Annotated in this window: 7 protein-coding genes; all 7 read left to right on the forward strand. The window is 72.3% G+C overall.

The annotated features are described in order from the left end of the window. The 7 genes from PV646_RS18265 to PV646_RS18295 are packed head-to-tail and all read left to right on the forward strand — an operon-like array spanning nucleotide 1 to nucleotide 26,249. Entirely contained in the window at nucleotides 1-429 is a 429-nt protein-coding gene (locus tag PV646_RS18265) for a cobalamin B12-binding domain-containing protein (protein ID WP_500343357.1), read from the forward strand. Continuing rightward, complete coding sequence (locus tag PV646_RS18270) at nucleotides 426-1,649, forward strand: methylaspartate mutase (protein WP_500343358.1); 1,224 nt, start codon at nucleotides 426-428, stop codon at nucleotides 1,647-1,649. Before PV646_RS18265 ends, PV646_RS18270 begins: the two co-directional genes overlap by 4 nt. After that, nucleotides 1,646-1,855: an MbtH family protein gene (locus PV646_RS18275; RefSeq protein WP_500343359.1), complete on the forward strand. Its 210-nt coding sequence runs from the start codon at nucleotides 1,646-1,648 to the stop codon at nucleotides 1,853-1,855. Before PV646_RS18270 ends, PV646_RS18275 begins: the two co-directional genes overlap by 4 nt. A 28-nt stretch (nucleotides 1,856-1,883) precedes the next feature. After that, entirely contained in the window at nucleotides 1,884-6,644 is a 4,761-nt protein-coding gene (locus PV646_RS18280) for an amino acid adenylation domain-containing protein (protein WP_500343360.1), read from the forward strand. Beyond that, complete coding sequence (locus PV646_RS18285; protein ID WP_500343361.1) at nucleotides 6,641-18,841, forward strand: non-ribosomal peptide synthetase; 12,201 nt, start codon at nucleotides 6,641-6,643, stop codon at nucleotides 18,839-18,841. Before PV646_RS18280 ends, PV646_RS18285 begins: the two co-directional genes overlap by 4 nt. Further along, nucleotides 18,838-25,866, forward strand: a complete 7,029-nt coding sequence (locus tag PV646_RS18290) for an amino acid adenylation domain-containing protein (RefSeq protein WP_500343362.1) — start codon at nucleotides 18,838-18,840, stop codon at nucleotides 25,864-25,866. Before PV646_RS18285 ends, PV646_RS18290 begins: the two co-directional genes overlap by 4 nt. After that, complete coding sequence (locus PV646_RS18295; protein ID WP_500343363.1) at nucleotides 25,863-26,249, forward strand: nuclear transport factor 2 family protein; 387 nt, start codon at nucleotides 25,863-25,865, stop codon at nucleotides 26,247-26,249. Before PV646_RS18290 ends, PV646_RS18295 begins: the two co-directional genes overlap by 4 nt. Nucleotides 26,250-26,254 lie beyond the last annotated feature (5 nt).

The following is a 26,254-nucleotide window of genomic DNA, read 5'->3' on the forward strand; positions in this document are numbered from 1 at the left end:
ATGAACAACCTGGTCCTGTTGTCCGGCACCGCGTCGGACTCGCACACCTGGAACCTCGTCTATCTCCAGTTGCTGCTGGAGGAGGAGGGGTACCGCGTGGTCAACCTCGGCGCGTGCGTGCCGCCCGTGCTGCTCGCGGACGAGTGCGAGGCCGAACAGCCCGACCTCGTCGTGCTCAGCACGGTGAACGGGCACGGTTACCAGGACGGGCCGCGTGCGCTCGCCGAGGTGCGGAGCCGGCCCGGTCTGGCGGCGATCCCGGTCGTCATCGGCGGCAAGCTCGGGACCGGCGGCCCGGAACCCGTGCAGGCCGACGCGTTGCGGGCAGCGGGTTTCACCGAGGTCTTCGACGACGACACGGCCATCACGCGGTTCCGGGAGTTCATCACCGCGTTCGTGCTGGCCAGCACCGCGGACAGTGTGTCGTGACGGGCTTCGCGGACGCGGTCGCGCTGGCGGCGGCCCACGGCAGGCTCGTGGTGCAGCCCAGGATGGGCATGGCGTCCCCGCTGGAGATGCGGGCGGGGCTGCTGGCGGTGCGGGGCGCTCGTGCCACCACCGTCGGCACCCTCACCGTCGACAGCTACACGCGGGTCGGCGACCACCGCGCGGCGCTGGAGGCGTTGCACGACGGCGCCCGGCTCAACGGGTACCCGATCGTCTCGCACCACCCGGACACCACGAAGGCCGTGCTGGACGGGCTCATCGGGTTCCCCGTGCAGGTGCGGCACGGGTCCGCCGACCCGAGGGCCATCTTCGCCGCGCTGGCCGAGGCGGGACTGGACGCCACCGAGGGCGGTCCGGTGTCGTACTGCCTGCCCTACAGCCGGAAGCCGTTGCGCGACTCGGTCGACCACTGGTCCGAGGCGTGCGAGGACTTCTCCGGGCACCTGGAGACGTTCGGCGGCTGCATGATGGGCCAGCTCTGCCCGCCGAGTCTGCTGGTGGCGCTCAGCGTCCTGGAAGCGATCTTCTTCCGCTTCTACGGCGTGGAGAGCATCTCGTTGAGCTACGCCCAGCAGACCAGCGCGGACCAGGACGCCGAGGCGATCCGCGCCCTGCGCACGCTCGCCGGCCGCTTCCTGTCCGATGTGGACTGGCACGTCGTGGTCTACGCCTACATGGGCGTGTTCCCCCGAACACCGTCCGGTGCTCGGTTGCTCAACGACAACGCCGCCCGGCTCGCGGTCCGGGCGGGTGCCGAACGCCTGATCGTCAAGACCGTGGCCGAGGCGCACCGCATCCCCACCGTCGCCGAGAACGTGTCCGCTTTGGAACACGCGGCTTCGGCTGCTTCTTCGTCTTCTTTTGAAGAGTCCTTCGAGGACACAGGAGTGCTGGCCGAGGCGACCGCACTGGTGGAAGCGGTGCTCGAACTGCCCGGCGATCCGGGCACGGCGCTGCTCGCCGCGTTCCGGCGCGGCCTGCTCGACGTGCCGTACTGCCTGCACCCCGACAACGCGGGCCACTCCCGCAGCCACATCGACGACACCGGCCGGCTGCGCTGGTCGTCCGTCGGCGCCATGCCGATCCCGCGGTCCTCCGTGGACCACTCCGGCACCAGCACCAGCTCGGCCCACCTGCTCGCCGCACTGCACCGCGTCGCGCACCAGCACGACGCCCGAACCCACCGAGGAGACGAGTCATGACCACCAACCCGTTCGAGGACGCCGACGGCGTGTACCTGGTGCTGGTCAACGACGAGAACCAGCACTCGCTGTGGCCCGAGCGCATCCCCGTGCCCGAGGGCTGGACCCGTGCCTTCGGCCCGGACGGCCGCGACGCCTGCCTCGCCTACGTCGAGGAGAACTGGACGGACCTGCGTCCGGCCAGCCTCATCGCCTCGATGTCCTGACCTTCCGACACGCCAAGGGGGTGCCGCCGTGCTCGCCGATCTGAAGAACCTGCCGTCCGCGGTCGACCGAGCCGTGCGCTCGGCACCGGACGCACCCGCCGTCGAGTGCGACGGCGTGGTCCTGACCTATGCCGAACTCTCCGACCGCGCCTCCCGCCTGGCCTCCGCGCTCGGGGACAGGGGCGTCGGCCCGGAGGACGTGGTGGCGGTCGCGGTGCCGCGCTCGGCCGAGCTGGTCGTCGCGTTGCTGGCGATCGTCCGGGCGGGGGCGGCGTACCTGCCGCTGGACCCGGACTACCCGGCGGAGCGGACCGCGCACATGGTGGAGGTGGCGCGGCCGGCGCTCACGCTGGGACCGGGTGAGGTGGCGGAGTGGTCGCGGGCCGGCGGGTCGGCGGGCGGTGCTGCCGCGCTCGCGTCCGGCGTCGCGGACGGTGCCGCCTGCCGGCCGCTCACCCCGCCACTGCCCGACCAGTCCGCGTACGTCATGTTCACCTCCGGCACCACCGACAAGCCCAAAGGCGTGGTGATCACCCACCGCGGCATCCTCCGGCGGATGGCGGACGTCCAGGCGCACTACCGCCTGGCACCGGGCGACCGGGTGCTGCAGAAGACGCCGTCGGGCTTCGACCCGTCCGTCATCGAGGTCTTCCTGACCCTGGCCGCCGGGGCGACGCTCGTCATGGCCCGCCCCGGCGGCCATCGGGATCCCGCGTACCTGGCCAGGACCGTGCGCGCCGAGCGGATCACGATGATCCGGTTCGTCGCGTCGATGATCCCGCTGTTCCTGGACGAGTACCTGCGGCACGGCGCCGACGGCCCGTTGCGGCTGGTGGCCTCCGAGGGTGAGGGCCTGCCGATCGCGGTCGCGGACCGGTTCCGCGAGAGCCTGGACGTGTTGCTGTACAACGAGTACGGCCCGACCGAGGTCTCCGTCGGCGTGACGTGCCTGCCGTGCCGGGCGGTCGACGGCAGCGGTCTCATGCCGATCGGGCAGGCCACTCCCGGTGCGGGTATCCGGGTGCTGGACGCGGAGTTGCGGCCGGTGCCGGCGGGTGAGGTCGGGGAGCTGTACCTGACGGGTGTCCAGCTCGCCCGCGGTTATCTCGGACGGCCGGGGGAGACCTCGGTGCGGTTCGTCGCCGATCCGTTCGGGGCGCCGGGCGATCGCCTGTACCGCACCGGTGACCTGGGGCGGGAGCGGCCGGACGGGGACATCGACTTCGCCGGGCGGACCGACGACCAGGTGAAGATCCGCGGCTTCCGGATCGAACCCGCCGAGGTGGCGGGCGTGGTCGCGGCGCACCCGCGGGTCGGGCAGGCGGCGGTGACCGTGCTGATGACCCCGGCGGGGGAGAAGTCGCTGGTGGCGTACGCGGTGGCGGACGGACCGGTGCCGACCGAGGGCGAGGTCCGCGAGCACTGCGCGTCGATCCTCCCCGGCTACATGGTGCCGTCGGACGTCGTGTTCCTCGACGCGTTGCCGTTGACGCCCAACGGAAAGCTCGACCGGCGTGCCCTGCCGGTGCCTGTTCGCGAGCGGGTCCCGGCTGGCGGGCCGCCTCGCTCGACGGCGGAGGAGACGGTCTGCGCGTTGTTCGCCGAGGTGCTGGGGATCTCGCCGATCGGGGTGGACGACGACTTCTTCGCGCTGGGCGGACATTCGCTCGCGGCGGCACGACTGGTCGGCAGGCTGCGGGTGGTAGCGGGGATCGAGGTCCCGGCGCCCGCAGTGTTCGAGTCCTCTACGCCCGCGTTGCTGGCCGAGGTGATGGCGGGGGCCGGTGCCGCGCGGTCCGGGCCGGTTCCGGTCGAGCACCCCGCCCGTCCGGCGCTGTCCTCGGCGCAGCGGCGGATGTGGTTCGTGCAGCAGTCGGAACGCGGGCCCGCCTACAACGTGCCGTTCGCCCTTCGCCTGCGTGGGCCGTTGGACGTTCCGGCGCTCACCGAGGCACTCGCTGACGTCGTCGCGCGGCACGAGCCGTTGCGCACGATCTTCCCGGTGTTCGAGGACGAGCCGTACCAACGGGTCCTCGACGCGCCGACTCTGGATCTGACCACGGTGGACGACATCGCGCGCCCGTTCGACCTCGAGACGGAGATCCCGATCAGGGCGTCTCTGCGAGAGGACCTGCTGGTCCTGGTCGTGCACCACATCGCGGTCGACGGCTGGTCGATCACGCCGCTGTGGCGCGACCTGGCGCGGGCCTACACGGCGCGGCTCGACGGTCGTGCGCCGGACTGGGCTCCGTTGCCGGTGCGGTACCTGGACTTCACGAGCTGGCACCGCGACCTGCTGGTGTCGGACGGCGAGTCGCTGGCGTACTGGACGACCGAGCTCGCGGGCATGCCCGAGGAGATCGCCCTGCCCACCGACCGGTCCGTCCGGTCCGCTGGAACTCGGGAAGCGGGCGCGGTCGACCTGGAGGTGGGCGCGCACGGTGCGCTGGTCGCGCTGGCCCGTGAGTCGAGGGCGACGCTGTTCATGGTGCTCCGCGCCGCGCTGGCCGGGCTGTACTCGCGGCTCGGCGCGGGGGAGGACGTGCCGATCGGCGGGATCGTCGCCGGCCGCGAGGACGAGTCGCTGACCGACCTCGTCGGGTGCTTCGTCAACACCGTCGTGCTGCGCACCGACGTGTCCGGGCAGCCCACGTTCCGGGAACTGCTGGCCAGGGTGCGGGAACAGGACGGCGCCGCGCACCTCCACCGCGAACTGCCGTTCGACCGGCTGGTGGAGGAGCTGCAACCGGCCCGTTCGCAGGGCCTGCACCCGCTGGTCCAGACGCTGCTCGTGCTCCAGCCACCCGCCACGGCACCGGAGTTCCCCGGACTGTCCTGCGTGGACGTGCCGATGGAGACGCCGGCGGCGAAGGCGGACCTGGTGTTCGACTTCACCGAGGGCGACGGGCTGCGGTTCACGCTCAAGTACGCCACCGACCTGTTCGACGCCTCGACGGCTCGCGCGCTGGCCGCCCGGTTGGTCCGCTTCCTGGAGGCGGTCGCCCAGGCACCGGACACGCCGGTCGCGGAGGTGGATCTGCAGCTGCCCGGTGAAGGCGCGGTGGTCAGGGCCGAGGCGAAGCGAGCGGCCGACACCCTGCACGGACTGGTCGAACGCATCGCCGCGGCCACCCCGCACGCGACCGCGCTGATCTGCGACACGTCCACAGTGGACTACCGTGAGCTCGACCGGCGAGCGAACCACCTGGCGCACCGGTTGGTCGCCGAGGGCGTCCGCCGGGGCGATGTGGTCGGCGTGCGGCTGGAACGCGGCATCCCGCTCGTCGTGGCGATCCTCGCGGTGCTCAAGGCCGGTGCCGCGTACACGGTCCTCGACGTCGCCTTCCCCGCCGCCCGGCTGGAAGCGGTGACCGCGCTGGCCGGCGTCCGCACCGTCGTCACGACCGTGCCCGACGGCGCCGCGGACACCCCTCCCGGCGTCCCGGTCACACCGGCTGACTCGGCGTGCGTCATGTTCACGTCCGGCTCCACCGGCCGCCCCAAGGGCGTGCTGACCCCGCACGGCGCGTTGGCCGGCACGCTGACTGGCCAGGACTACGTGTCGTTCGGTGCGGACGAGGTGTGGCTGCAGTGTTCGCCGGTGTCGTGGGACGCGTTCGCGCTGGAACTGTTCGGCGCGTTGCTGTCCGGCGCGACGTGCGTCCTGCAACCCGGCCAGTCGCCGGAGCCCGAACGGATCGCGGAGCTCGTCGCCAAGCACAGCATCACGACCGTGCACGTGTCCGCGAGCCTGCTCAACTACATGCTGGACGAGCACCCGGACGCGTTCACGGGCGTGCGACAGCTGATGACCGGCGGCGAGGCGGCGTCACCTGCGCACGTGCGGACGGCGTTGCGACGCCACCCGGACCTCCTCCTGGTCAACGGCTACTCGCCGGTCGAGAACACGATCTTCACGCTCTGCCACCACATCGCCGTCGAAGACACCGAGCAGCGCAGCGTCCCCGTCGGGCAGGTGCTGGCGGGCAAACAGGTCCACGTGCTGGACCGGTGGCTGCGACCGGTGCCGCCGGGCACGCCCGGTGAGCTGTACATGGCGGGCGACGGACTGGCGCACGGCTACCTGGGGCAGCCCGCCGCCACCTCCGAACGGTTCGTGGCCAGTCCGTTCGGCGGACGGATGTACCGCACGGGTGACCTCGCGCGTCAGGACGCGGACGGGACGGTCGAGTTCCTGGGCCGCGCCGACGACCAGGTCAAGATCCGCGGCTTCCGCGTCGAGCCGGGCGAGGTGCGCGCGGTGCTGGCCGGCCACCCGGACGTGCGGCAGGTGGAGGTCGTGGTGCGGGAGGACAGGCCGGGCGACAAACGGCTCGTCGCCTACGTCGTCGGTGGCGCGCAAGGGTTGCGGGACCACGCCCGTGCGCGACTGCCCGAGCACCTGGTGCCGTCGGCGTTCGTGGTGCTGGACGCCCTGCCCCGCACCGACACCGGCAAGCTCGACCGGCGGGCGCTCCCGGCACCCGACGCGGTGGTCGTGGAAGGCCGCGCCCCGCGCACCGCGAACGAACGCGCGCTGTGCTCGTTGTTCGCCGAAGTCCTCGGTGTGCCGTCGGTGTCCATCGACGACGACTTCTTCCGGCTGGGCGGCCACTCGCTGCTGGTGATGCGGCTGCTCGGCCGGATCCGCCGGGAACTGCACGCCGAACTGTCCGTCGCCACCGTGTTCGACGGACCGACCGTGGCCGATCTGGCCGATCGACTCGTACTCGCGAAGAAGGCCAGACCCGCTCTGCGGGCGCGGGCCCGGCAAAAGGAGACGTTGTGAGCCCCCTGTCCTTCGCCCAGCGTCGGCTGTGGCTGCTGCACCGCCTCGACCCGTCCGGCGCTCTGTACAACGCCACCTTCACGCTCCGGTTCCGCGGCCCGCTCGACGTCACCGCACTGGAGTCCGCGCTGACCGACGTGGCCGGCCGGCACGAAACGCTGCGCACGGTGTTCCCGGAGGTCGACGGCGAACCGCACCAGCTGGTGCTCGACACCGTTCCGGCGCTGGAAAGAGTTTCGGGTGCGGACGTGCGGGACGCGATGACCGCAGCATCGGCTCACGACTTCGACCTCGCGGCCGAACACCCTTGGCGCGCCACGCTTTTCGAAGTGTCCGAACAGGACCACGTGCTGCTCTTCGTGATGCACCACATCGCCACGGACGGCTGGTCGTGGGGCCCGCTCACCCGTGATCTCTCCGCCGCCTACGCCGCACGACTGGGCGGCGCGGCACCGGACTGGGAGCCGCTGCCCGTCCAGTACACCGACTACACGGCGTGGCAACAGGAAGTGCTGGGCTCGGCCGACGATCCGGACAGCGAGATGGCGGGCCAGCTGACGTTCTGGCGCGACACCCTCACCGGCCTGCCCGAGCAGATCGTCCTGCCCACCGACCACCCCCGCCCGGCCGCAGCGACCCATCGCGGTGCGGCGGTGGAGGTCTCACTAGACACCGCGGTGCACAGCAGGCTCTCGGCGCTGGCCGCGGACACCGGCTCGACCCTGTTCATGGTGCTGCAGGCCGGTCTGACGGCGCTGCTCTCCCGGCTGGGCGCGGGCACCGACGTCCCGCTGGGCACGGCGGTGGCCGGTCGCACCGACGAGGCGCTGGACGACCTGGTCGGGTTCTTCGTCAACACCCTGGTGCTGCGCACCGACCTCACCGGCGACCCGGCCTTGCGCGAACTGATCGGGAGAGTCCGCTCGACCGACCTCGCCGCCTTCGCCCACCAGGACCTGCCGTTCGAACGGCTGGTGGAGGAGCTCAACCCGGAGCGGTCGCGGTCGCGGCACCCGCTGTTCCAGACGATGCTCGTGCTCCAGAACGCCCCGGAGGACACGCCGGAGTTCGCCGGCCTGACCGTCGAGACCGGCTCGGTCGAACTGCACCCGGCCAAGTTCGACCTCACCGTCGACCTCGCCGAGACCGCGGACGGCGTGCGCGGCTGGCTCACCTACGCGCTGGACCTGTGGGACGAACCGTCCGCAGCGCTGCTGGCGCGCCGGTTCACCGCGTTGCTGGCCACGTGGTCGGAACAGCCGGACGTGCCGTTGTCGCAGGTAGACGTGCTGCTCGCCGAGGAACTGGTTGCGCTGGCGGAGTGGAACGCCACCGACGTCGCCTACCCGCGTGACCGGACGCTCGTGGAGTTGTTCGAGGAGCGGGTGGACGCTGATCCGTCATCGGTGGCGCTCGTGTTCGACGGCGTGGAGGTGTCGGCCGGTGAGTTGGACGCGCTGGCGAACCAGGTCGCGCACCGGCTGATCACCCGTGGGGTGTCGCGCGGGGATCTCGTGGGTGTGCTGGTGCGGCGGTCGCCGGACTTCGTGGCCGCGATCCTCGGGGTGCTGAAGGCGGGGGCGGCGTACGTGCCGCTCGACCCCGGGCATCCGGACGACCGGATCGCCTCGGTGGCCGGGCAGGCGCGGCTTCGGTTGGTGGTGACCGATGACCCGGGGCGCGTGGCCAGGGTGGCGGCGCCTGCGGGACCGGATAGCGCTCCCAGCACATCGCTCCTCCCCGTGCCGGCGGGACCGGGCGACGAGCCCACCACCCGTCCCACCGTGGCGATCACCGCGGACGACGTCGCGTGCGTGCTGTTCACCTCGGGCTCGTCCGGAGTCCCGAAGGGCGCGATGTCCTCGCACCGCGCCACGGTCCGCACCTTCTTCGGCCAGTCCTACGCGCGCTTCGACGGCGTGTGGCTGCAGTCCGCCCCGGTCTCCTGGGACGGCCTGACCCTGGAACTCTGGCCACCCCTGCTGCACGGCGGCACCTGCGTGCTCGCCCCCGGCCAGGTGCCCGACCCCGCGGTGATCGCACGGCTCGTGGCACGCCACGACGTCACGACGCTGTGGATGTCCGCTGGGCTGTTCGCGGCCGTGCTGGACACCCATCCTGAGGTCTTCGACACCGTCCGTGAGGTCATGACCGGCGGTGAGAGCCCCTCGGTCGCGCACCTCGCCAGGGTCGTGCGGGAGTTCCCCGGAGTACGGCTCGTGCACGGCTACGGGCCGGTGGAGAGCATGGTGTTCGCCACCACGCACCAGATCACCGAGGTCGACGGGCCGGTGCCGGTCGGCGGGCCGATCGCCAACACCACCGTGCACCTGCTCGACGGCGACCTCAACCCGGTGCCGCCGGGGGTCGCGGCGGAGATCTACCTCGCGGGTGACGGGCTCGCGCACGGTTACCTGAACCGGCCCGGCACCACGGCCGAGAGGTTCGTGGCGCGGGCGTACGAGCGGATGTACCGCACGGGCGACCTGGGGCGCTGGCGGCCGGACGGGACCGTCGAGTTCCTGGGCCGCGCGGACGACCAGGTCAAGATCCGCGGCTACCGGGTCGAGCCCGGTGAGGTCGAGGCCGTGCTGCTGAGCCATCCGGGCGTCGAACGCGCGGCGGTCGAGGTGCGGGCCGACGGGAGCACCGGCAAGCGGCTGGTCGCCTACGTCGTCGGCACCACCGGCGGGCTGCGGGAGTACCTCGCGGAACGGCTGCCCGACTACATGGTGCCGGCCGCCGTGGTGGTGCTCGACGCGTTCCCGTTGACCCCCAACGGAAAGCTCGACCGCCGCGCGCTGCCCGAGCCCGAGCGGGCCCGGACGAGGGGACGGGCACCGCGGACGGCGAGGCAGGAGGTGCTCTGCGGGATCTTCGCGGACCTCCTCGGAGCCGGGCAGGTGTCGCTGGACGACGACTTCTTCGCGTTGGGCGGGCATTCGCTGCTCGCGGCACGGCTGGTCGCCAGGGCGCGCACCGCGTTCGGCGTCGAGATGGCCTTGCGCGACGTGTTCGACCGGCCGACGCCGGCGGCACTGGACGCGTTGCTCGACTCGCTCGGCCATGCGCGGCACGCCGTGGAGCGCAGGCCACGCCCGGAACGGATGCCGTTGTCCCACGCGCAGCGCAGGTTGTGGCTGCTCGAGGACGTGCACGGCCCGAGCGCCGCCTACAACGTGCCGATCGCGTTGCGTCTCAACGGATCACTCGACCGGGACGCCCTGCGCGTCGCGCTCGTCGACCTCACCCAGCGCCACGAGCCGTTGCGGACGATCTTCCCGGCGCACGAGGGCGAGCCGTACCAGGTCGCGCTACCGGCGGACGTCGACCTGATCCCGTTGGACCCCCACGAGCTCGAAGAGGCCGCCACCCGGCCGTTCGACGTGCGCACCGAACCGCCGTTGAGGGCCTACCTCGCTGAGGAAGCGCCCGACCAGTACGTGCTGTTGCTGGTCCTGCACCACATCGCCGCCGACGGCTGGTCGGTCGCGCCACTGCTGCGTGACCTGTCCACGGCGTACGCCGCACGTGGTGAAGGTGTTGAACCACGGTGGAAAGCGCTGCCCGTCGAGTACACCGACCACGTGCTGTGGCAGCACGACCAGGACTTCACCGAACAACTCGGCCACTGGCGCACGGCGCTGAAAGACCTGCCCGACGAGGCGAGTCCGGCCGGCGACCACCTGCGGCCCGCCGCACCCAGCCACGAGGGCGGCCTGGTGAGCGCCCACGTCGACGCCGACGTCGCCGGGCTCGCACGCTCCGGCCAGGCGACACAGGCGATGGTCGTGCAGGCCGCGTTCGCCGCGCTGCTGTCCCGGCTCGGCGCGGGCACGGACGTCCCGGTGGGCGTGCCGGTCGCCGGACGGGGTGACGAGGCGCTGGACGACCTCGTCGGACTCTTCGTCAACACGGTGGTGCTGCGCAACGACGTCTCGGGCGACCCGACGTTCCGCGAGCTCCTCGACCGGGTGCGGGAGACCGGCCTGGCCGGCTACGCGAACGCCGACGTGCCCTTCGACCGCGTCGTCGAGGAACTGAACCCCACCCGCTCCCTGGCCAGGCACCCGTTGTTCCAGGTGATGGTCGTGCTCCAGAACAACGCCCAGGCCGGCGCCGCGTTCCCCGGCTGCGAAGCGGAACTCTTCGACGTCGACCGCCACACGGCCAAGTTCGACCTCACGCTCACCCTGCACGACACCGGTGACGGGCTGACCTGCCACCTGGAGTACGCGACCGACCTGTTCACCGACCGCACGGCAACCGCCCTCCTCGACCGGTACGTGCGGTTCCTCACCGCCGTGGCGGAGAACCCGGACGCGCGAGTGTCCGAAGTGGACCTTCTGACGCCGGCGGAACGGCACACGATCGCCGTGGAGTGGAACACGGGCGAAGTCGAGGCCGGTGACTGCCTGCACGAGATCTTCGCGGTCCACGCACGCAGGACGCCGGACGCGACCGCGTTGATCCACGAGAACGGCCGCACCACCTACGCCGAGCTGGACGCCCAGGCGAACCGGCTCGCACGCCACATCGACGCACCCCGCGGAGCCCTCGTCGCGATCTGCCTGCCCAGGGGCCCGGAACTGGTCGCGGCCGTGCTCGCGGTGCTCAAACTCGGCGCGGCCTACGTGTTGCTGGACCCCGATCACCCGGCCGAACGACTCGCCGCACTGGTGGAACAGGCCGATGCCGCCACAACAGTGGTCAACGGCCAGTCAGTCCTCCACGGACGACTGACCGACATCAGCGTCCTCCCCGAACTGAGCACGGAACCGTTCCACCGCCCGGTGAGCCCCGACGACGCGATGTGCGTCATGTTCACGTCGGGGTCGACCGGCAGGCCCAAGGGCGTGCTGACCTCGCACCGCGCGGTCGTCGCCACCCTGACCGGCCAGGACTACGCCGAGTTCGGACCGGACGAGGTGTGGCTGCAGTGCGCACCGGTCTCGTGGGACGCGTTCGCGCTCGAACTGTTCGGCGCGCTGCTCTCCGGCGCGGCCTGCGTGCTGCAACCCGGCCAGTCACCCGAGCCCGCGCGGATCGTCGAGCTGATCGCCGCCCACGGCATCACGACCGTGCACCTCTCCGCGAGCCTGCTCAACTTCGTCCTGGACGAGTACCCGGCCGCGCTGAACGGCGTCCGGCAGGTCATGACCGGCGGCGAGGCCGCGTCGAAGGCCCACGTGCGGACGCTGCTGGAACGTCACCCCGGCGTGCGGCTGGTCAACGGCTACTCGCCGCTCGAGAACACGATCTTCACCCTCACCCACCGCATCCGGCCCGAGGACTCGCAACGCCGCAGCATCCCGGTCGGCCGTCCGCTCGCGGGCAAGCAGGTCTACGTGCTGGACGAGCACCTCCAGCTGGTTCCGCCCGGCACTCCCGGCGAGCTCTACATGGCCGGCACCGGCCTGGCGCACGGCTACCTCGGCCAGCCCGCCGTCACCGCCGAACGGTTCGTCGCCTGCGCGTTCGGCGGGCGGATGTACCGGACCGGCGACCTGGTGCGCCAGGACGCCGAGGGCACCGTCGAGTTCCTGGGCCGCGCGGACGACCAGGTCAAGATCCGCGGGTTCCGGGTCGAGCCCGGCGAGGTGGCGGCCGTGCTGACCGCGCACCCGGACGTCCGGCAGGCGGAGGTCGTGGTGCTCGACGGGCCACGGCTGGTCGCCTACGTCGTCGGCACGGCCGATCCGGCCGCCCTGCGCGGGTTCGCCACGACCAGGCTGCCCGACCACCTCGTGCCGTCGGCGATCGTGGTGCTCGGCGAACTGCCCCGTACCGCCAACGGCAAGCTCGACCGCGCCGCCCTGCCCGTCCCCGAGATCACGTCGGCCGGGGAGACGGCCAGGACACCGCGCCAGCAGATCCTGTGCGGCATCTTCGCCGGCCTGCTGGACCTGCCGGAGGTGTCCCCGGACGACGACTTCTTCGCCCTGGGCGGGCATTCGCTGCTGGCCGCCAGGCTGGTCAGCAGGGTGCGCGCGGTGCTGGGCGTGGAACTGGCGATGCGCGAGGTCTTCCGCACACCGACCGTGCGCGGCCTGGACGCCCGCGTCGACTCGCTCGCCGAAGCCCGGCCTTCCGTGCGCGCCGCGGAACGCCCCGACCGCCTCCCGCTGTCCGCGGCCCAACGCCGGCTCTGGTTCCTCAACCGCATGCAGGGCCCCGGAACGACCTACCACGTGCCGATGGCCCAACGGCTGCGCGGACCACTCGACACCGAAGCGCTGCACGCGGCACTCGGTGACGTCGTGGCCCGGCACGAGGTGCTGCGCACGGTGTTCCCGGACCGGGACGGCGTGCCCGAGCAGGTCGTCCTGCCCCGAGCCGAAGTCGCGCTGGACGTCGTCGAGTGCGACGCGACCGAACTGGACGCGGTGCTGGCCACCGAGTCGGCGCGACCGTTCGACCTCGCGGCGGACCTCCCGTTCAGGGCCACCCTCCTCCGACTGTCCGAAGAGGACAACGTCCTGCTGGTCGTGATGCACCACATCGTCACCGACGGCTGGTCCTGGGGACCGCTGCTGCGCGACCTCGGCACCGCCTACGACGCGCGCAGCAACGGCACCGAGCCGGACCTGCCGCCGGTGGAGGTCCAGTACGCGGACTACGCGCTGTGGCAACAAGGACTCGACACGAGCGCCCAGGTCGAACACTGGCGGACGGCATTGGCCGGCCTGCCGGAGGAGATCACGCTGCCCACCGATCGGCCGCGCCCGGAGACCCCGAGCCACCGCGGTGAGCAACTGGCCGTGTCGCTCGACGCCGAGGCGCACCGCAGGCTGCTGGCGATCGCACGGGAGTGCGACGCGACGCTGTTCATGGTCGTGCAGGCCGCTCTGGCGCTGATGCTGTCGAGGCTCGGCGCGGGCACGGACGTCCCTCTGGGCACGGCGGTCGCCGGTCGCACCGACGAGGCGCTGGACGACCTGGTCGGGTTCTTCGTCAACACGCTGGTGCTGCGCACCGACCTGGCGGGCGACCCGACGTTCCGCGAGCTCGTCGGCCGGGTCCGGGAGACCGACCTGGCCGCCTACGCGCACCAGGACCTGCCGTTCGACCAGGTCGTGGAGGAGCTCAACCCGGTCCGCTCGCCCGCACGGCACCCCCTGTTCCAGGTGTTCGTCACGGTGCAGCCCGCGGCGCCCGGTGCCGGACTGGGCGGCGAGCCGGTCGCCATCGAGGTCACCACGGCCAAGTTCGACCTCGCGCTGATGCTGAACGAGACCGTGGACGAGCGCGGCCCGGCCGGGATCACCGGCACGCTCGAGTACGCGGCGGACCTGTTCGACCCCGCGACGGCGCAGTCGCTGATCGCCCGCTTCGAACGCGTCGCCGCCGCGATCGACCCGGAGGCCCGCGTGTCACGGGTGGACGTGCTGTCCGGCGCCGAACACGCTCGACTCGCGGGCTGGAACGACACGTCCGCCGACTATCCGCGTGACCGGTCGCTGGTCGACCTGTTCGAGGAGCAGGCACAGACCCGTCCGGAGACGGTGGCGCTGGTCTTCGGTGACGAACGGCTGACGTTCGCCGAGGTCGACGCCTGGGCGAACCAGGTGGCGCACAAGGTCCTCGAACACGGTGTCGGCCGCGGCGACCTGGTCGGTGTGCTGGTCGAGCGGTCACCGGCGTTCGTCGTGGCGCTGCTGGGCGTGCTCAAGACCGGAGCGGCGTACGTGCCGCTCGACCCGACGCACCCGATCGGGCGCGTGGTCGACGAAGCCGGGCTGGAACTGGTGGTCAGCCACCCGGCCGTCGCCGGCCTGCTGCCCGGGCACCTGGACGTCGTGCGGGTGGACGACGTCGCGGGGGAGTCCCCGACCCTGCCCGGATTCCCGGTCAGCGGTGACGACGTGGCGTGCGTGATGTTCACGTCCGGATCGTCGGGAGTGCCGAAGGGAGTCGTGACGACGCACCGCGCGGCCGTGCGGATGTTCTTCGGCCAGCGGTTCGCCAGTGCCGGCGGCGTCTGGCTGCAGGCGGCACCCGTGGCCTGGGACGCGGCGGCGCTGGAGCTGTGGCAACCCTTGCTGCACGGCACCACCTGCGTGCTCGCACCCGGACAGGTGCCCGACCCGGCGCTGGTCGCCGAGCAGGTGGAACGGCACGGTGTCACCAGGTTGTGGCTCTCGGCGGGCCTGTTCGCCGCGCTCGTCGACACGCATCCCGAGGTGTTCGGCCAGGTCGACGAGGTGGTCACCGGCGGCGACGCCGCGTCCGGCGCCCACGTCGCCCGCGTGCTGCGCGAGTACCCGGACGTCCGGCTGGTCAACGGTTACGGGCCGGTGGAGAGCATGGTCTTCGCGACCACCCACCGGATCACCGAGGTCGACGGGCCGGTGCCGATCGGGTCGCCGATCGCCCACACGACCGTGCACCTGCTCGACGGTGACCTCAACCCGGTGCCACCCGGCGTCGCGGGGGAGATCTACGTCGGCGGTGACGGCCTCGCCCTGGGATACCTCCACCGGCCGGGCGCGACGGCGGAACGGTTCGTCGCCTGCGCCGGCGGCCGCCTCTACCGGACCGGTGACCTGGGCCGGTGGCGCGCGGACGGGGTGATCGAGTTCCTCGGCCGCGCGGACCACCAGGTCAAGATCCGGGGTTTCCGGGTCGAGCCGGGCGAGATCGAGGCGGCGCTGACCCGTCACGACCGCATCTCCCACGCCGTCGTGGTCGTGCACGACGACCCGGTCGTCGGCAAACGTCTCGTCGGCTACGTCGTGGGTCCGATCACGTCCGAGGAGGCCCGAGAGCACGTCAGCGCGCTGCTCCCGGCGTTCATGGTGCCCGCCGTGATCGTGGTGCTGGACGCGCTTCCGTTGACCCACAACGGCAAGGTCGACCGCAGGGCACTGCCCGCTCCGGTCGTCATGGCCGGGGTGAGCGTGCCGCGCACAGCCCGTCAGGAAGTGCTGTGCGGGATCTTCGCGGACCTGCTGGGGGCGCAGAAGGTCGGTCCGCACGACGACTTCTTCGCACTGGGTGGGCACTCGCTGCTCGCCGCCCGGCTGGTGGCGCGGATCCGTGCCACGTTCGACACCGAGATCGGGCTGCGTGAGGTGTTCGACGCGCCGACCGTGGCCGCGCTGGAAGCACGCCTCGACACCGGACGCCGTGCCAGGGATCGGATCGTGCCGGTCGAACGGCCGGAAGTGCTGCCGCTTTCCTCAGCGCAGCAACGGTTGTGGACGGTCGAACAGGTCCAGCAGCCCGGCGCCGCCTACCACGTCCCGATCGCTCTGCGGCTGACCGGTGACGTCGACGTGCCGGCGCTGCGCGCGGCGCTCGAGGACGTCGTGCAGCGGCACGAGGCGCTGAGGACGGTGTTCCGCCAGCGCGACGGCGTGGTCTGCCAGGTGGTCCTGCCGGCGCTGGTCGACTTCGCCGAGTCGCACAGCACCGTCGAGGAGGAGGCGCGCAGGCCGTTCGACCTCACCAGAAGCCCGCTGCGGGTACGGCTGATCAGCGTCGCGGAACGTGAACACGTGCTGCTGGTCGTGGTGCACCACATCGCGGCCGACGGCTGGTCGATGCGACCTCTGCTGACCGACCTCGCCACCGCTTACACGGCCCGCGCCGGCGGTAACGCTCCACAGTGGACGCCACTGCCGGTCCAGTACGCGGACTACACGCTGTGGCGGCAGAAGTTCGCGGACGACGACCAGCTCGCGCACTGGCGGCAGGCCCTCGCCGGCCTGCCGGAGGAGGCGACGCTGCCGACCGATCGTCCCCGTCCCGCCCGGCCCGCTCATCAGGGTGACGTCGTGCCGTTCACCATCGGCGCGGACGTCCACCAGGGCCTCACCGCTCTGGCACGGGCCGCCGGTGCCACGCCGTTCATGGTGCTGCGCGCCGCTTTCGCCGCCCTGCTGTCCCGGCTGGGCGCGGGCACGGACGTCCCGCTCGGCACGCCGGTCGCGGGACGGGCCGACGAGGCGCTGGACGACCTGGTCGGGTTCTTCGTCAACACGCTCGTGCTGCGGACCGACCTGTCCGGCGACCCGACGTTCGCCGAGCTCCTCGGCCGGGTCCGGAACGCGGACCTCGCCGCCTACGACCACCAGGACCTGCCGTTCGAACGGCTCGTGGAGGCGCTGAACCCGGTCCGCACCACGGCCAGGCACCCGTTGTTCCAGGTGATGGTCGTGCTGCAGAACAACACCGAGGGCGAGCTGACCCTGCCGGGCCTGGAGGTCGAGACGCTGCCCGCGTCGACCGGCGCGGCCAAGTTCGACCTGACCCTCGGCCTGCGGGAGTCGTTCGGCGACGACGGCTCACCGGCCGGACTGAGCGGGGAGTTGGAGTACGCCACCGAGCTCTACGACCGCGCGACGGCCGAGGCGGTCGTGACCCGGCTGGCCCGGCTGCTGGCCGCGGTCGCCGAGAACCCCGGTGCGCCGCTGTCCACAGTGGACCTCATGAGCGCGGACGAACTGCGCACCGTCACGGGGGAGTGGAACGCGTCCGACGTCAGCCCGCACCGGGACACCACGCTGCCGGAACTCATGACCGGACGGCCGGACGCCGTGGCGTTGATCGACGACCGCGAGGCCGTCACCTACGCCGAGCTGCACGCTCGCGCGAACCGGCTCGCCCGGCGCCTGGTGGCGCAGGGTGCCGAGGTCGGGGACACGGTCGCGGTGTGCCTGCCGCGCGGTGTCGACCTGGTCGTCGCCATCCTGGCGGTGCTGAAGGCGGGCGCGGCGTACGTCCTGCTCGACCCGGACCACCCGGCCGAGCGCCGGCAGGCCCTGCTCGGCCAGGCCGGACCGGTGTTCGTGCTGGAGGACGTCGAGGGCGGCCACCACCCGGCGGACGACTTCACCCGCGTGATCAGCGCGGACAGCCCGGCGTGCGTCATGTTCACCTCCGGCTCCACGGGCCGTCCCAAGGGCGTCGTCGTGTCACACCGGGCGCTGGTCACGACGCTGACCGGCCAGGACTACGCCGGGTTCACCCCGGACGCGGTCTGGCTGCAGTGCTCGCCGGTCTCGTGGGACGCGTTCGCCCTGGAACTCTTCGGTCCGCTCCTGTCCGGCGCGACCTGCGTGCTGCAACCCGGTCAGACCCCGGAGCCGGCGCAGATCGCGCGGCTGGCCGCACGGCACGGCGTCACCACGCTGCACGTGTCGGCCAGCCTCCTCAACTTCCTCGTCGACGAGATGCCCGAGGTGTTCGACGGCGTCCGCGAGGTCATGACCGGCGGCGAACCCGCCTCGATCCCGCACCTGCGCACGCTCCTCGACCGGCACCCGTTCCTGAGGATCGTGAACGGCTACTCGCCGCTGGAGAACACCATCTTCACGCTCTGCCACGCGGTCGAGTCGCGAGACCTGGACCGGGTGAGCATCCCGGTCGGGCGTCCGCTGGCGGGCAAGCAGGTGTACGTGCTCGACCGCCGGCTGCGGCCGGTGCCACCGGGCACCCCGGGTGAGCTGTACATGGCCGGCGACGGCCTCGCGCACGGGTACCTCGGCCAGCCTTCCGCGACGGCACAACGGTTCGTCGCCAACCCGTTCGGCGGGCGCATGTACCGCACCGGCGACCTGGTGCGCCAGGACCGCGAGGGCGTCGTGCACTTCCTCGGCCGTGCCGACGACCAGGTCAAGATCCGCGGCTTCCGGGTGGAGCCCGGTGAGGTGCGCGCGGTGCTCGCCCGCCATCCGGGCGTGCGGCAGGTCGAGGTCGTCGTGCGCGAGGACAGCCCTGGCGACAAGAGGCTCGTCGCGTACGTCGTCGGCACCGCTGAAGGTGTGCGGGAGTTCGCCGCGAAGCACCTGCCCGACTACCTCGTGCCGGCCGCGGTCGTCGCGCTGGAGTCGGTGCCGCGCACGCCCAACGGCAAGCTCGACCGCGCCGCACTGCCCGTCCCCGACGCCCGGCGCGCCGCCGGTCGTGCGCCGCGGACCCCGCACGAGGAGCTGCTCTGCGGCCTGTTCGCCGACCTGCTGAACGTGGCCGAGGTGACCGTCGACGACGACTTCTTCGCGCTCGGCGGCCATTCGATCCTGGTGATGCGCCTGGTCAGCCGCGTGCGGTCGGTGTTCGGCGCGGAACTGGGCGTGCGAACCGTGTTCGAGAACCCGACGGTCGCGGGCCTGGCGGGTCACCTGCCGGTGACCGCCCGCCCCGCCCCACGGCCCGTGCTGCGGGCCCGTCCGAGGTCCAAGGAGACGTTGTGATCCCCCTGTCGTTCGCCCAGCAGCGGCTGTGGTTCCTCGATCGGCACGAGGGAACCGGCGCCGCCTACAACATCCCGCTCGCCGTCCGGCTGCGCGGCGTCCTCGACACCGAGGCGCTCGAACTCGCCCTCACCGATGTCGTCGCACGGCACGAAGCGCTGCGCACCACGTTCCCGAGCCGTGACGGCCAGCCGTACCAAGAGATCCTGGACGACGCCAAGGTCGTGCTGGCCGTGCTCGAACCGGGCGACCCCGCGGTCGTGCTGGGCCGCGCGGCACGGGAGGCGTTCGACCTCGCCGCCGACCCGCCGTTCCGGGCGCACCTGCTCGAGCAGGGCCCTGAGGACCACGTGCTGCTGCTGGTGATGCACCACATCGTCAGCGACGGCTGGTCGCTCGGACCGTTGCTGCGCGACCTCACCACCGCCTACACGGCGCGGCTGGCGGGGGAGGGGCCGGACTGGGAGCCGTTGCCCGTCCAGTACGCGGACTACACGCTGTGGCAACAGGACCTGCTCGGCTCGTCCGATGATCCAGGCAGTCTGATCAGCGCGCAGTTGGCGCACTGGCGGACGCGACTGACCGGTCTGCCCGAGGAGATCCCGCTGCCGGTCGACCGTCCGCGTGACGGCGACACCGGCACCGAGGGGTCGGCCGTGGCCACACTGCTCGACACCGGTACGGCACGCGGGCTGGCCACGCTGGCGGAGGAGTCCGGCGCGACGCTGTTCATGGTGGCGCAGGCCGCTTTCGCCGCGTTGCTGGCGCGCAGCGGCTGCGGTGAGGACGTCCCGATCGGCACGGTCGTGACCGGCCGCGGCGAGGAGGCGCTGGAGGACCTCGTCGGGTTCTTCGTCAACACGCTGGTGTTGCGGGTGGACGTGTCCGGCGATCCGTCGTTCCGCGGGCTGTTGGCCAGGGTGCGCGAGGAGTCGCTCGACGCCTACGGGCACCAGGACCTGCCGTTCGAGCGACTGGTCGAGGAACTCAACCCGGTCCGGGCGGCGGGCAGGCACCCGCTGTTCCAGGTCATGGTGCTCGCCGACAGCGACTCCGACGGCGGTCTCACGCTGCCCGGTCTCACACTGCCCGGTCTCACCGCGACCGTCGAGCCGCTCGGGCAGGGCGCGGCGAAGTTCGACCTCACGCTGTCGCTGCGGGAGGGGCGCGACGGGGTGACGTGCTCGCTGGAGTACCTCACCGGTCTCTTCGACGAGGCGACCGCCGAGATGCTGCTGGCACGGCTGGTCCGGCTGCTGGACCAGGCCGCGGCCGACCCGGATCGGCCGTTGTGGGACCTGGACGTGCTGTCCGCCGAGGAACGCGCCGCGCTGCCGGCCACCACGGAGACCCCTGTGCCCGCCGCCACGGTGCACGAACTCTTCGCCCGGCAGACGGCCAGAACCCCGCAGGCCGTCGCTCTCGTGGGCGGTGACACCGAGATCACCTACGCACGACTGAACACCGATGCCGATGCCCTCGCCGGTTTCCTGGTGTCGCAAGGGGTTCGGCGCGGTGACGTCGTGGGTGTCCACATCGGACGCGGCGTGGACATGGCGACCGCGTTGCTCGCGGTGCTGAAGGCGGGCGCGGCCTACCTGATGCTCGACGTCGACTTCCCGGCCGCGCGGCTGGCGTCGATGGTCGCGTCCCTGCCCGTCCGGCTCGTGCTGACCGATCGCCCGTTCGACGTCGACGTGCCCGTGATCGCGCTCGACTACGTCCGGCCGATGCCCTTCACCGCACCGGAAATCGGCCCGGACGACCTGGCGTGCGTCATGTTCACCTCGGGCTCCACGGGTGCCGCGAAGGCCGCCGGCGCACCGCACCGCGCGCTGACCGGCACGCTCGTCGGTCAGCGGTACGCGGGGTTCGGCCCCGGCGAGGTGTGGCTGCAGTGCGCGTCGGTGTCGTGGGACGCCTTCGCGACCCAGTTGTTCGGCCCGTTGCTGGCGGGCGGCACGTCGGTGCTGTACCCAGGACAGCGACCGGAGCCCGCGGTCATCGCACGGCTCGTGGTGCAACACGGCGTGACGGTGCTGGACGCCTCGGCCAGCCTCTTCAACCACCTCTGGGACACCTACTCGGAGATCTTCACCGGTCTGCGCTGGGCGTTGACCGGCGGTGAGGCCGCCTCCGCCGGGCACGTGCGCGCGGTGCTGGCCGCCGTGCCGGGCATCGGCGTGGTCAACGGCTACGGACCGGTCGAGAGCATGGGGTTCACCACCTCGTTCACCGTGCCGCCGGACTGGGACGGCACGGTGGTGCCGATCGGTTCTCCCCTGGCGGGCAAGAGCGCGATCGTGCTCGACCACCGGCTGTCGCCCGTGCCGACCGGCGCGACGGGGGAGCTGTACGTCGGCGGGGAGGGGCTGGCGCACGGCTACCTCGGCCGGCCGGGCCTGACCGCCGAACGGTTCGTCGCCTCGCCGTTCACCGCGGGCGCACGGCTGTACCGGACCGGAGACCTGGTGCGGCGCCGCGCCGACGGCACGCTGACCTACCTGGGCCGCGCCGACGACCAGGTGAAGATCCGCGGGTTCCGGGTCGAGCCCGCCGAGGTCGAGTCGGCGCTGACCGCACACCCGGACGTGACCGCCGCCGCAGTGGTGGCGCGCGAGGACGGACCCGGAGGCAAGCGGCTCGTCGCCTACGTCGTGGGCGACGCCCAGCACCTCAGGGCCTACCTGGTGGACCGGCTGCCCGAACACATGGTGCCCGCCGCGTTCGTCGTGCTCGACGAGTTCCCCCTGACGCCCAACGGAAAGCTCGACCGCCGCGCGTTGCCCGCGCCGTCGTACGCCGTCGGCGGCAGCCTGCCCCGCACACCCCGGCAGGAGATCCTGTGCGGACTCTTCGCCAAGGTGCTCGGACTGGAGGCGGTCGGCCTCGACGACGGGTTCTTCGACCTCGGCGGGCATTCGCTGCTCGCGGCCAGGTTGCTCGCGTCGATCCGCACGGTGTTCGGCGTCGAGCTGGGCATCCGCGTGTTGTTCCGCGACCCCACACCCCGTGGCCTCGACGGTCACCTGGACTCCACGGCACCGGTGCGCACCGCGCCACGTCCGGAGCACCGGCCGGAACGGGTGCCGCTGTCGTCCGCGCAGCTGGGGGTGCGGCTGGCGATGGAGGTCGCCGACCACGCCTACACCGCGCCGCACGCCCTGCGGCTGGAAGGCGACCTGGACCTGACAGCCCTGCGAACGGCGTTGCTCGACGTGGTGGAACGGCACGAGGCGCTGCGGACGGTGTTCCCCGAGGACGCCTTGGGATGGCACCAGGTCGTGCTGCCGGCGGACGAGCTGGTGTTCGAGGTCGAGGACTGCACCGACCTGGACGGCACGCTGGCCGCGTTGGTGGCGCGCCCGTTCGACCTCGCCGCGGACATCCCGCTGCGCGCGCACGTCTTGCGGCTCGGCGCGCGTGACCACGTGTTGTTGCTGGCACTGCACCACATCGCCACCGACGGCTGGTCGACCGGCGTGCTGCTGCGCGACCTCGCTGAGGCTTACCGTGCCCGTGTCGCCGGCACGGCACCGGACTGGCGGCCGCTGCCGATCCAGTACGCCGACCACAGCCTGCGCCAGGAACTGTCCGACGACTCGCTCGCGTTCTGGGCCGAGACGCTGGACGGCATCCCGGACGAACTGCGCCTGCCCGTCGACCGGCCGCGCCCGGTGGTGTCGGACAACGTCGGCGACGAGGTCCGCGCACAGGTCGACGCCCGGACGCACCAGGCGTTGGTCTCGTTGGCACGGGCCGGCAACGCGACGGTGTTCATGGCGCTGCACGCGGCCGTCGCGACGCTGCTGGCCAAGTTGGGTGCGGGCACGGACATCGTGCTCGGCACCGTCGTCGCCGGCCGCGGCCCGGAGGACCTCGACGACCTGGTCGGCCTGTTCGTGAACACGCTGGCGCTGCGCGTCGACCTGTCCGGCGACCCGGACTTCACCACGGTCCTGCAGCGCGTCCGCGAGGCCGACCTGGCCGCGTACACGCACCAGGACGTGCCGTTCGACCGCGTCGTGGAGCGGATCAACCCGGAGCGTTCCAGCTCCCGGCACCCGTTGTTCCAGGTGTCGCTCGCGTTGCAGGACGGGGTGGACGGCGTCGAGGACGACGCGCTGGACCTGCCCGGACTCGAGGTGCGGACCGTCCGCACCACCACCGGCGGGGCGAAGCTCGACCTGTCCCTGGGGTTCGGCCAGAGCGCCGACGGCCTGGAGGTGTGCCTCGAGTACGCCGTCGACCTGTGGGACCGCACCACCGCGCAGAACCTGCTGACCAGGCTCGTCCGCCTGATCGAGACGCTCGTCGCCGACCCCTCGGCACCGCTGAGCCGGATCGACGTGCTGACCGAGTCCGAACGGGAAAGCGTGCTGCACCAGTGGAACGACACGTTCGTCGACCACGACCTGACCCGGACCGTGCAGGAGCAGATCGCCGAGGTCGCCGCCCGCAACCCGGACGCACCGGCGGTGGTGGCGCACGACGGCACGCTCACCTACCGCGAACTGGACGAACGGGCCAACCGACTCGCACACCACCTGATCGCACTGGGCGCGCGCCGCGGCACCGTTGTCGGGGTCTGCACGGACCGGGACACCAGCAGCATCACGGCGTTGCTGGCGGTGCTCAGGACCGGTGCGGCGTACCTGCCGGTCGACCCGACCTACCCGCCGGAACGCCTGGGCTACATGCTGGCCGACGCAAGCGCGCCGGTCGTGGTGACGCAGCCGGGGCTGGCGCATCTGGTGGCGTCGAGCGACGCGGCGAAGGTGGTGCTGGACGGGGGAGTCGCAAGCCTTCCGCAGGCCGGGACGGCGACCCCGCCGGCACTGGCTGGGGAGTTGCGGGACCACCCCGCGACCCCGTCGGCACTGGCCGGGGAGTCGCCGCACCACCCTGCGGCCCCGCCGGCACTGCCTGGGAGGTTCCTGGACCACCCCGCGACCCCGCCGACCGTGGCCACCGACCCACGCGACGCCGCGTACGTCATCTACACCTCGGGCTCCACCGGCCGCCCCAAGGGCGTCGTCGTAGAATACCGCGCCCTGGCCGCCCAGACCGCCTGGCTGGTCCCCGCCCTCGGCCTGGTCCCGGCCGACCGCTCCAGCCACCTGTCCGCCCAGGGCTTCGACGCGGCCGTCGCGGAGATCTGGCCGACGCTCGTGTCCGGCGCGGCCCTGCACCTGCCGTCGCAACAGGTGCTGGAGGACACCGAGGCGCTGGCCGAGTGGATCCAGGACAGCCGCATCACGGTGTCCTCCCTGGCCACCCCGCGGCTGGAGGCGATGCTGGACGAACCGGCGCTGGCCGCGTCCTCGGTGCGCGTCATGCACACCGGCGGCGACGTGCTGCGCCGCCGCCCACCCGCCGGCATGCCGTTCGAGCTCTACAACACCTACGGCCCCACCGAATGCACGGTGAACTCGACGTGCGGCCTGGTTCTTCCGGGCGCGGACGCCGACCTGCCGTCCATCGGCACGCCGATCGACAACTACCGCGCTCACGTCCTGGACGAGCACCTCCAGCCCGTGCCACCCGGCGTGGTCGGCGAGCTGTACATCGCCGGCGCCGGCCTGGCCCGGGGTTACCTGGGCAGCCCCGGCCTGACCGCCACCCGGTTCGTCGCCACACCCGGCGGCCGGATGTACCGGACCGGCGACCTCGTTCGGTGGCTCCCGGACGGGCGGCTCGCGTTCCACGGCCGCGCCGACCAGCAGGTGCAGATCCGCGGCCTGCGGATCGAGACCGGCGAGATCGAGGCGGCGCTGTGCGCGCTGCCGGAAGTCGGCCAGGCAGCCGTGATCGTGCGCGACGACCGGCTGATCGCCTACCTCGTCGCACCGGACGGCATCGACGCGGCGGCGGTGCGGCGCAAGCTCGGCGAGTTCCTGCCGCGGTACATGGTGCCCGAGGCGTTCGTCGTGCTGGACGCGCTGCCGTTGACCCCCAACGAGAAGCTCGACCGGCGTGCCCTGCCGGTGCCGGAGGTCGTGTCCGCACAGGCACGTCCGCCCGCCACGGCACTGGAGGCGACGCTGTGCCGGCTGTTCGCCGAGGTGCTCGGCCGGGAGGTCGGGCCGGACGACGGATTCTTCGACCTGGGTGGCCACTCGCTGCTCGCGGCGAAGCTCGTCTCCCGCATCCGGACGGAACTGGGCGTGCGCCCGGAGCTGCGCCTGCTGTTCGACGCGCCGACCCCGGCCGCTCTCGCGGGCCTGCTCGGCACGTCGGCCGCCGGTGATCCGCTGGGCGTGCTGATCCCGTTGCGCACGAACGGGGATCTCGCCCCGGTGTTCTGCGTCCATCCCGGCGCGGGCATCGGCTGGGAGTACTTCGGCCTGCTGCCGCACCTCGACCCGCGGCGTCCGGTCTACGCGCTGCAGGCCCGCGGCCTGACCGACCCGTCCGCGATGCCCGAAACCCTCGCGGAGATGGCCGCCGACTACCTGGACCTGGTCCGGAGCGTCCAGCCGGAGGGTCCGTACCACCTGCTCGGCTGGTCGTTCGGCGCGGTCGTGGCGCACGAGATGGCCACGCTGCTCGACCCGTCCGACGTCGGCCTCCTGGCCCTGCTCGACGGTTACCCCGAGACCGAGGAGCACCCGCCGGTGTCACCGGACGACCCGGACCTGCTCACCCCGCTGCTCGAGTCCCTCGGCTACCGGCTCGACCAGCCCGTCCGCTCCCGCGCTGAGTTCGACGCGGTGATCCGCGACCACGCCGGCCCCCTCGCGGGCTTCAGCGACGCCGCGCTGCCCGAGGTCTTCGCGGCCAACGTCAACCTCCACAACCGCCACCAGCCCACCCTCCTGGCCGCCGACGCACTCGTCTTCGAGGCCACGCAGGGCAAGTCCCCGGACGACCCCACCCCGGCCTCGTGGCTGCCGCACCTCTCCGGCCGCGTCGAGGTCCACCAGGTGCCCAGCACCCACGGCGGCCTGACCGCCCCGCACCACCTGGCGTCCATCGGCGCCGTCCTGTCCGCCCACCTCTCCAGCGAGGAGCCCCGCTCATGACCGCCACCCTGAACACGACCGCGCAGAACCCCGGCCACGTCACCTCCGTCCACCGCTACTACGAGCTCGTCGACGCGGGCGACGTGACCGGCCTGGTGAACATGTTCAGCCCGGACGCCACCTACCGCCGCCCCGGCTACGCGCCGATGGTGGGCCACGAGGAGATGAGCGCCTTCTACGGCGGCGCCCGCGTGATCCGCGAGGGCCGCCACACCGTCGACAAGGTGGTCGAGAGCGCGGAGGAGGTCGCGGTCTACGGGACGTTCAACGGAGTGCTGCACGACGGCCGTCAGGTGGACCTCAGGTTCTCCGACTTCTTCGAGTTCACCGAGGACGGCCACTTCGCCCGCCGGGACACGTTCTTCTTCGCCCCGCTGGTGTGACGTCG

This window comes from Streptomyces sp. ID05-26A (genome assembly GCF_033794685.1).
Taxonomy (GTDB): domain Bacteria; phylum Actinomycetota; class Actinomycetes; order Mycobacteriales; family Pseudonocardiaceae; genus Lentzea.

Excerpts from the sequence above, each read along its gene's own strand:
- PV646_RS18265 (WP_500343357.1), top strand. The coding sequence starts at position 1 with ATGAACAACCTGGTCCTGTTGTCCGGCACCGCGTCGGACTCGCACACC.
- PV646_RS18275 (WP_500343359.1), top strand. The coding sequence starts at position 1,646 with ATGACCACCAACCCGTTCGAGGACGCCGACGGCGTGTACCTGGTGCTG.
- PV646_RS18295 (WP_500343363.1), top strand. The coding sequence starts at position 25,863 with ATGACCGCCACCCTGAACACGACCGCGCAGAACCCCGGCCACGTCACC.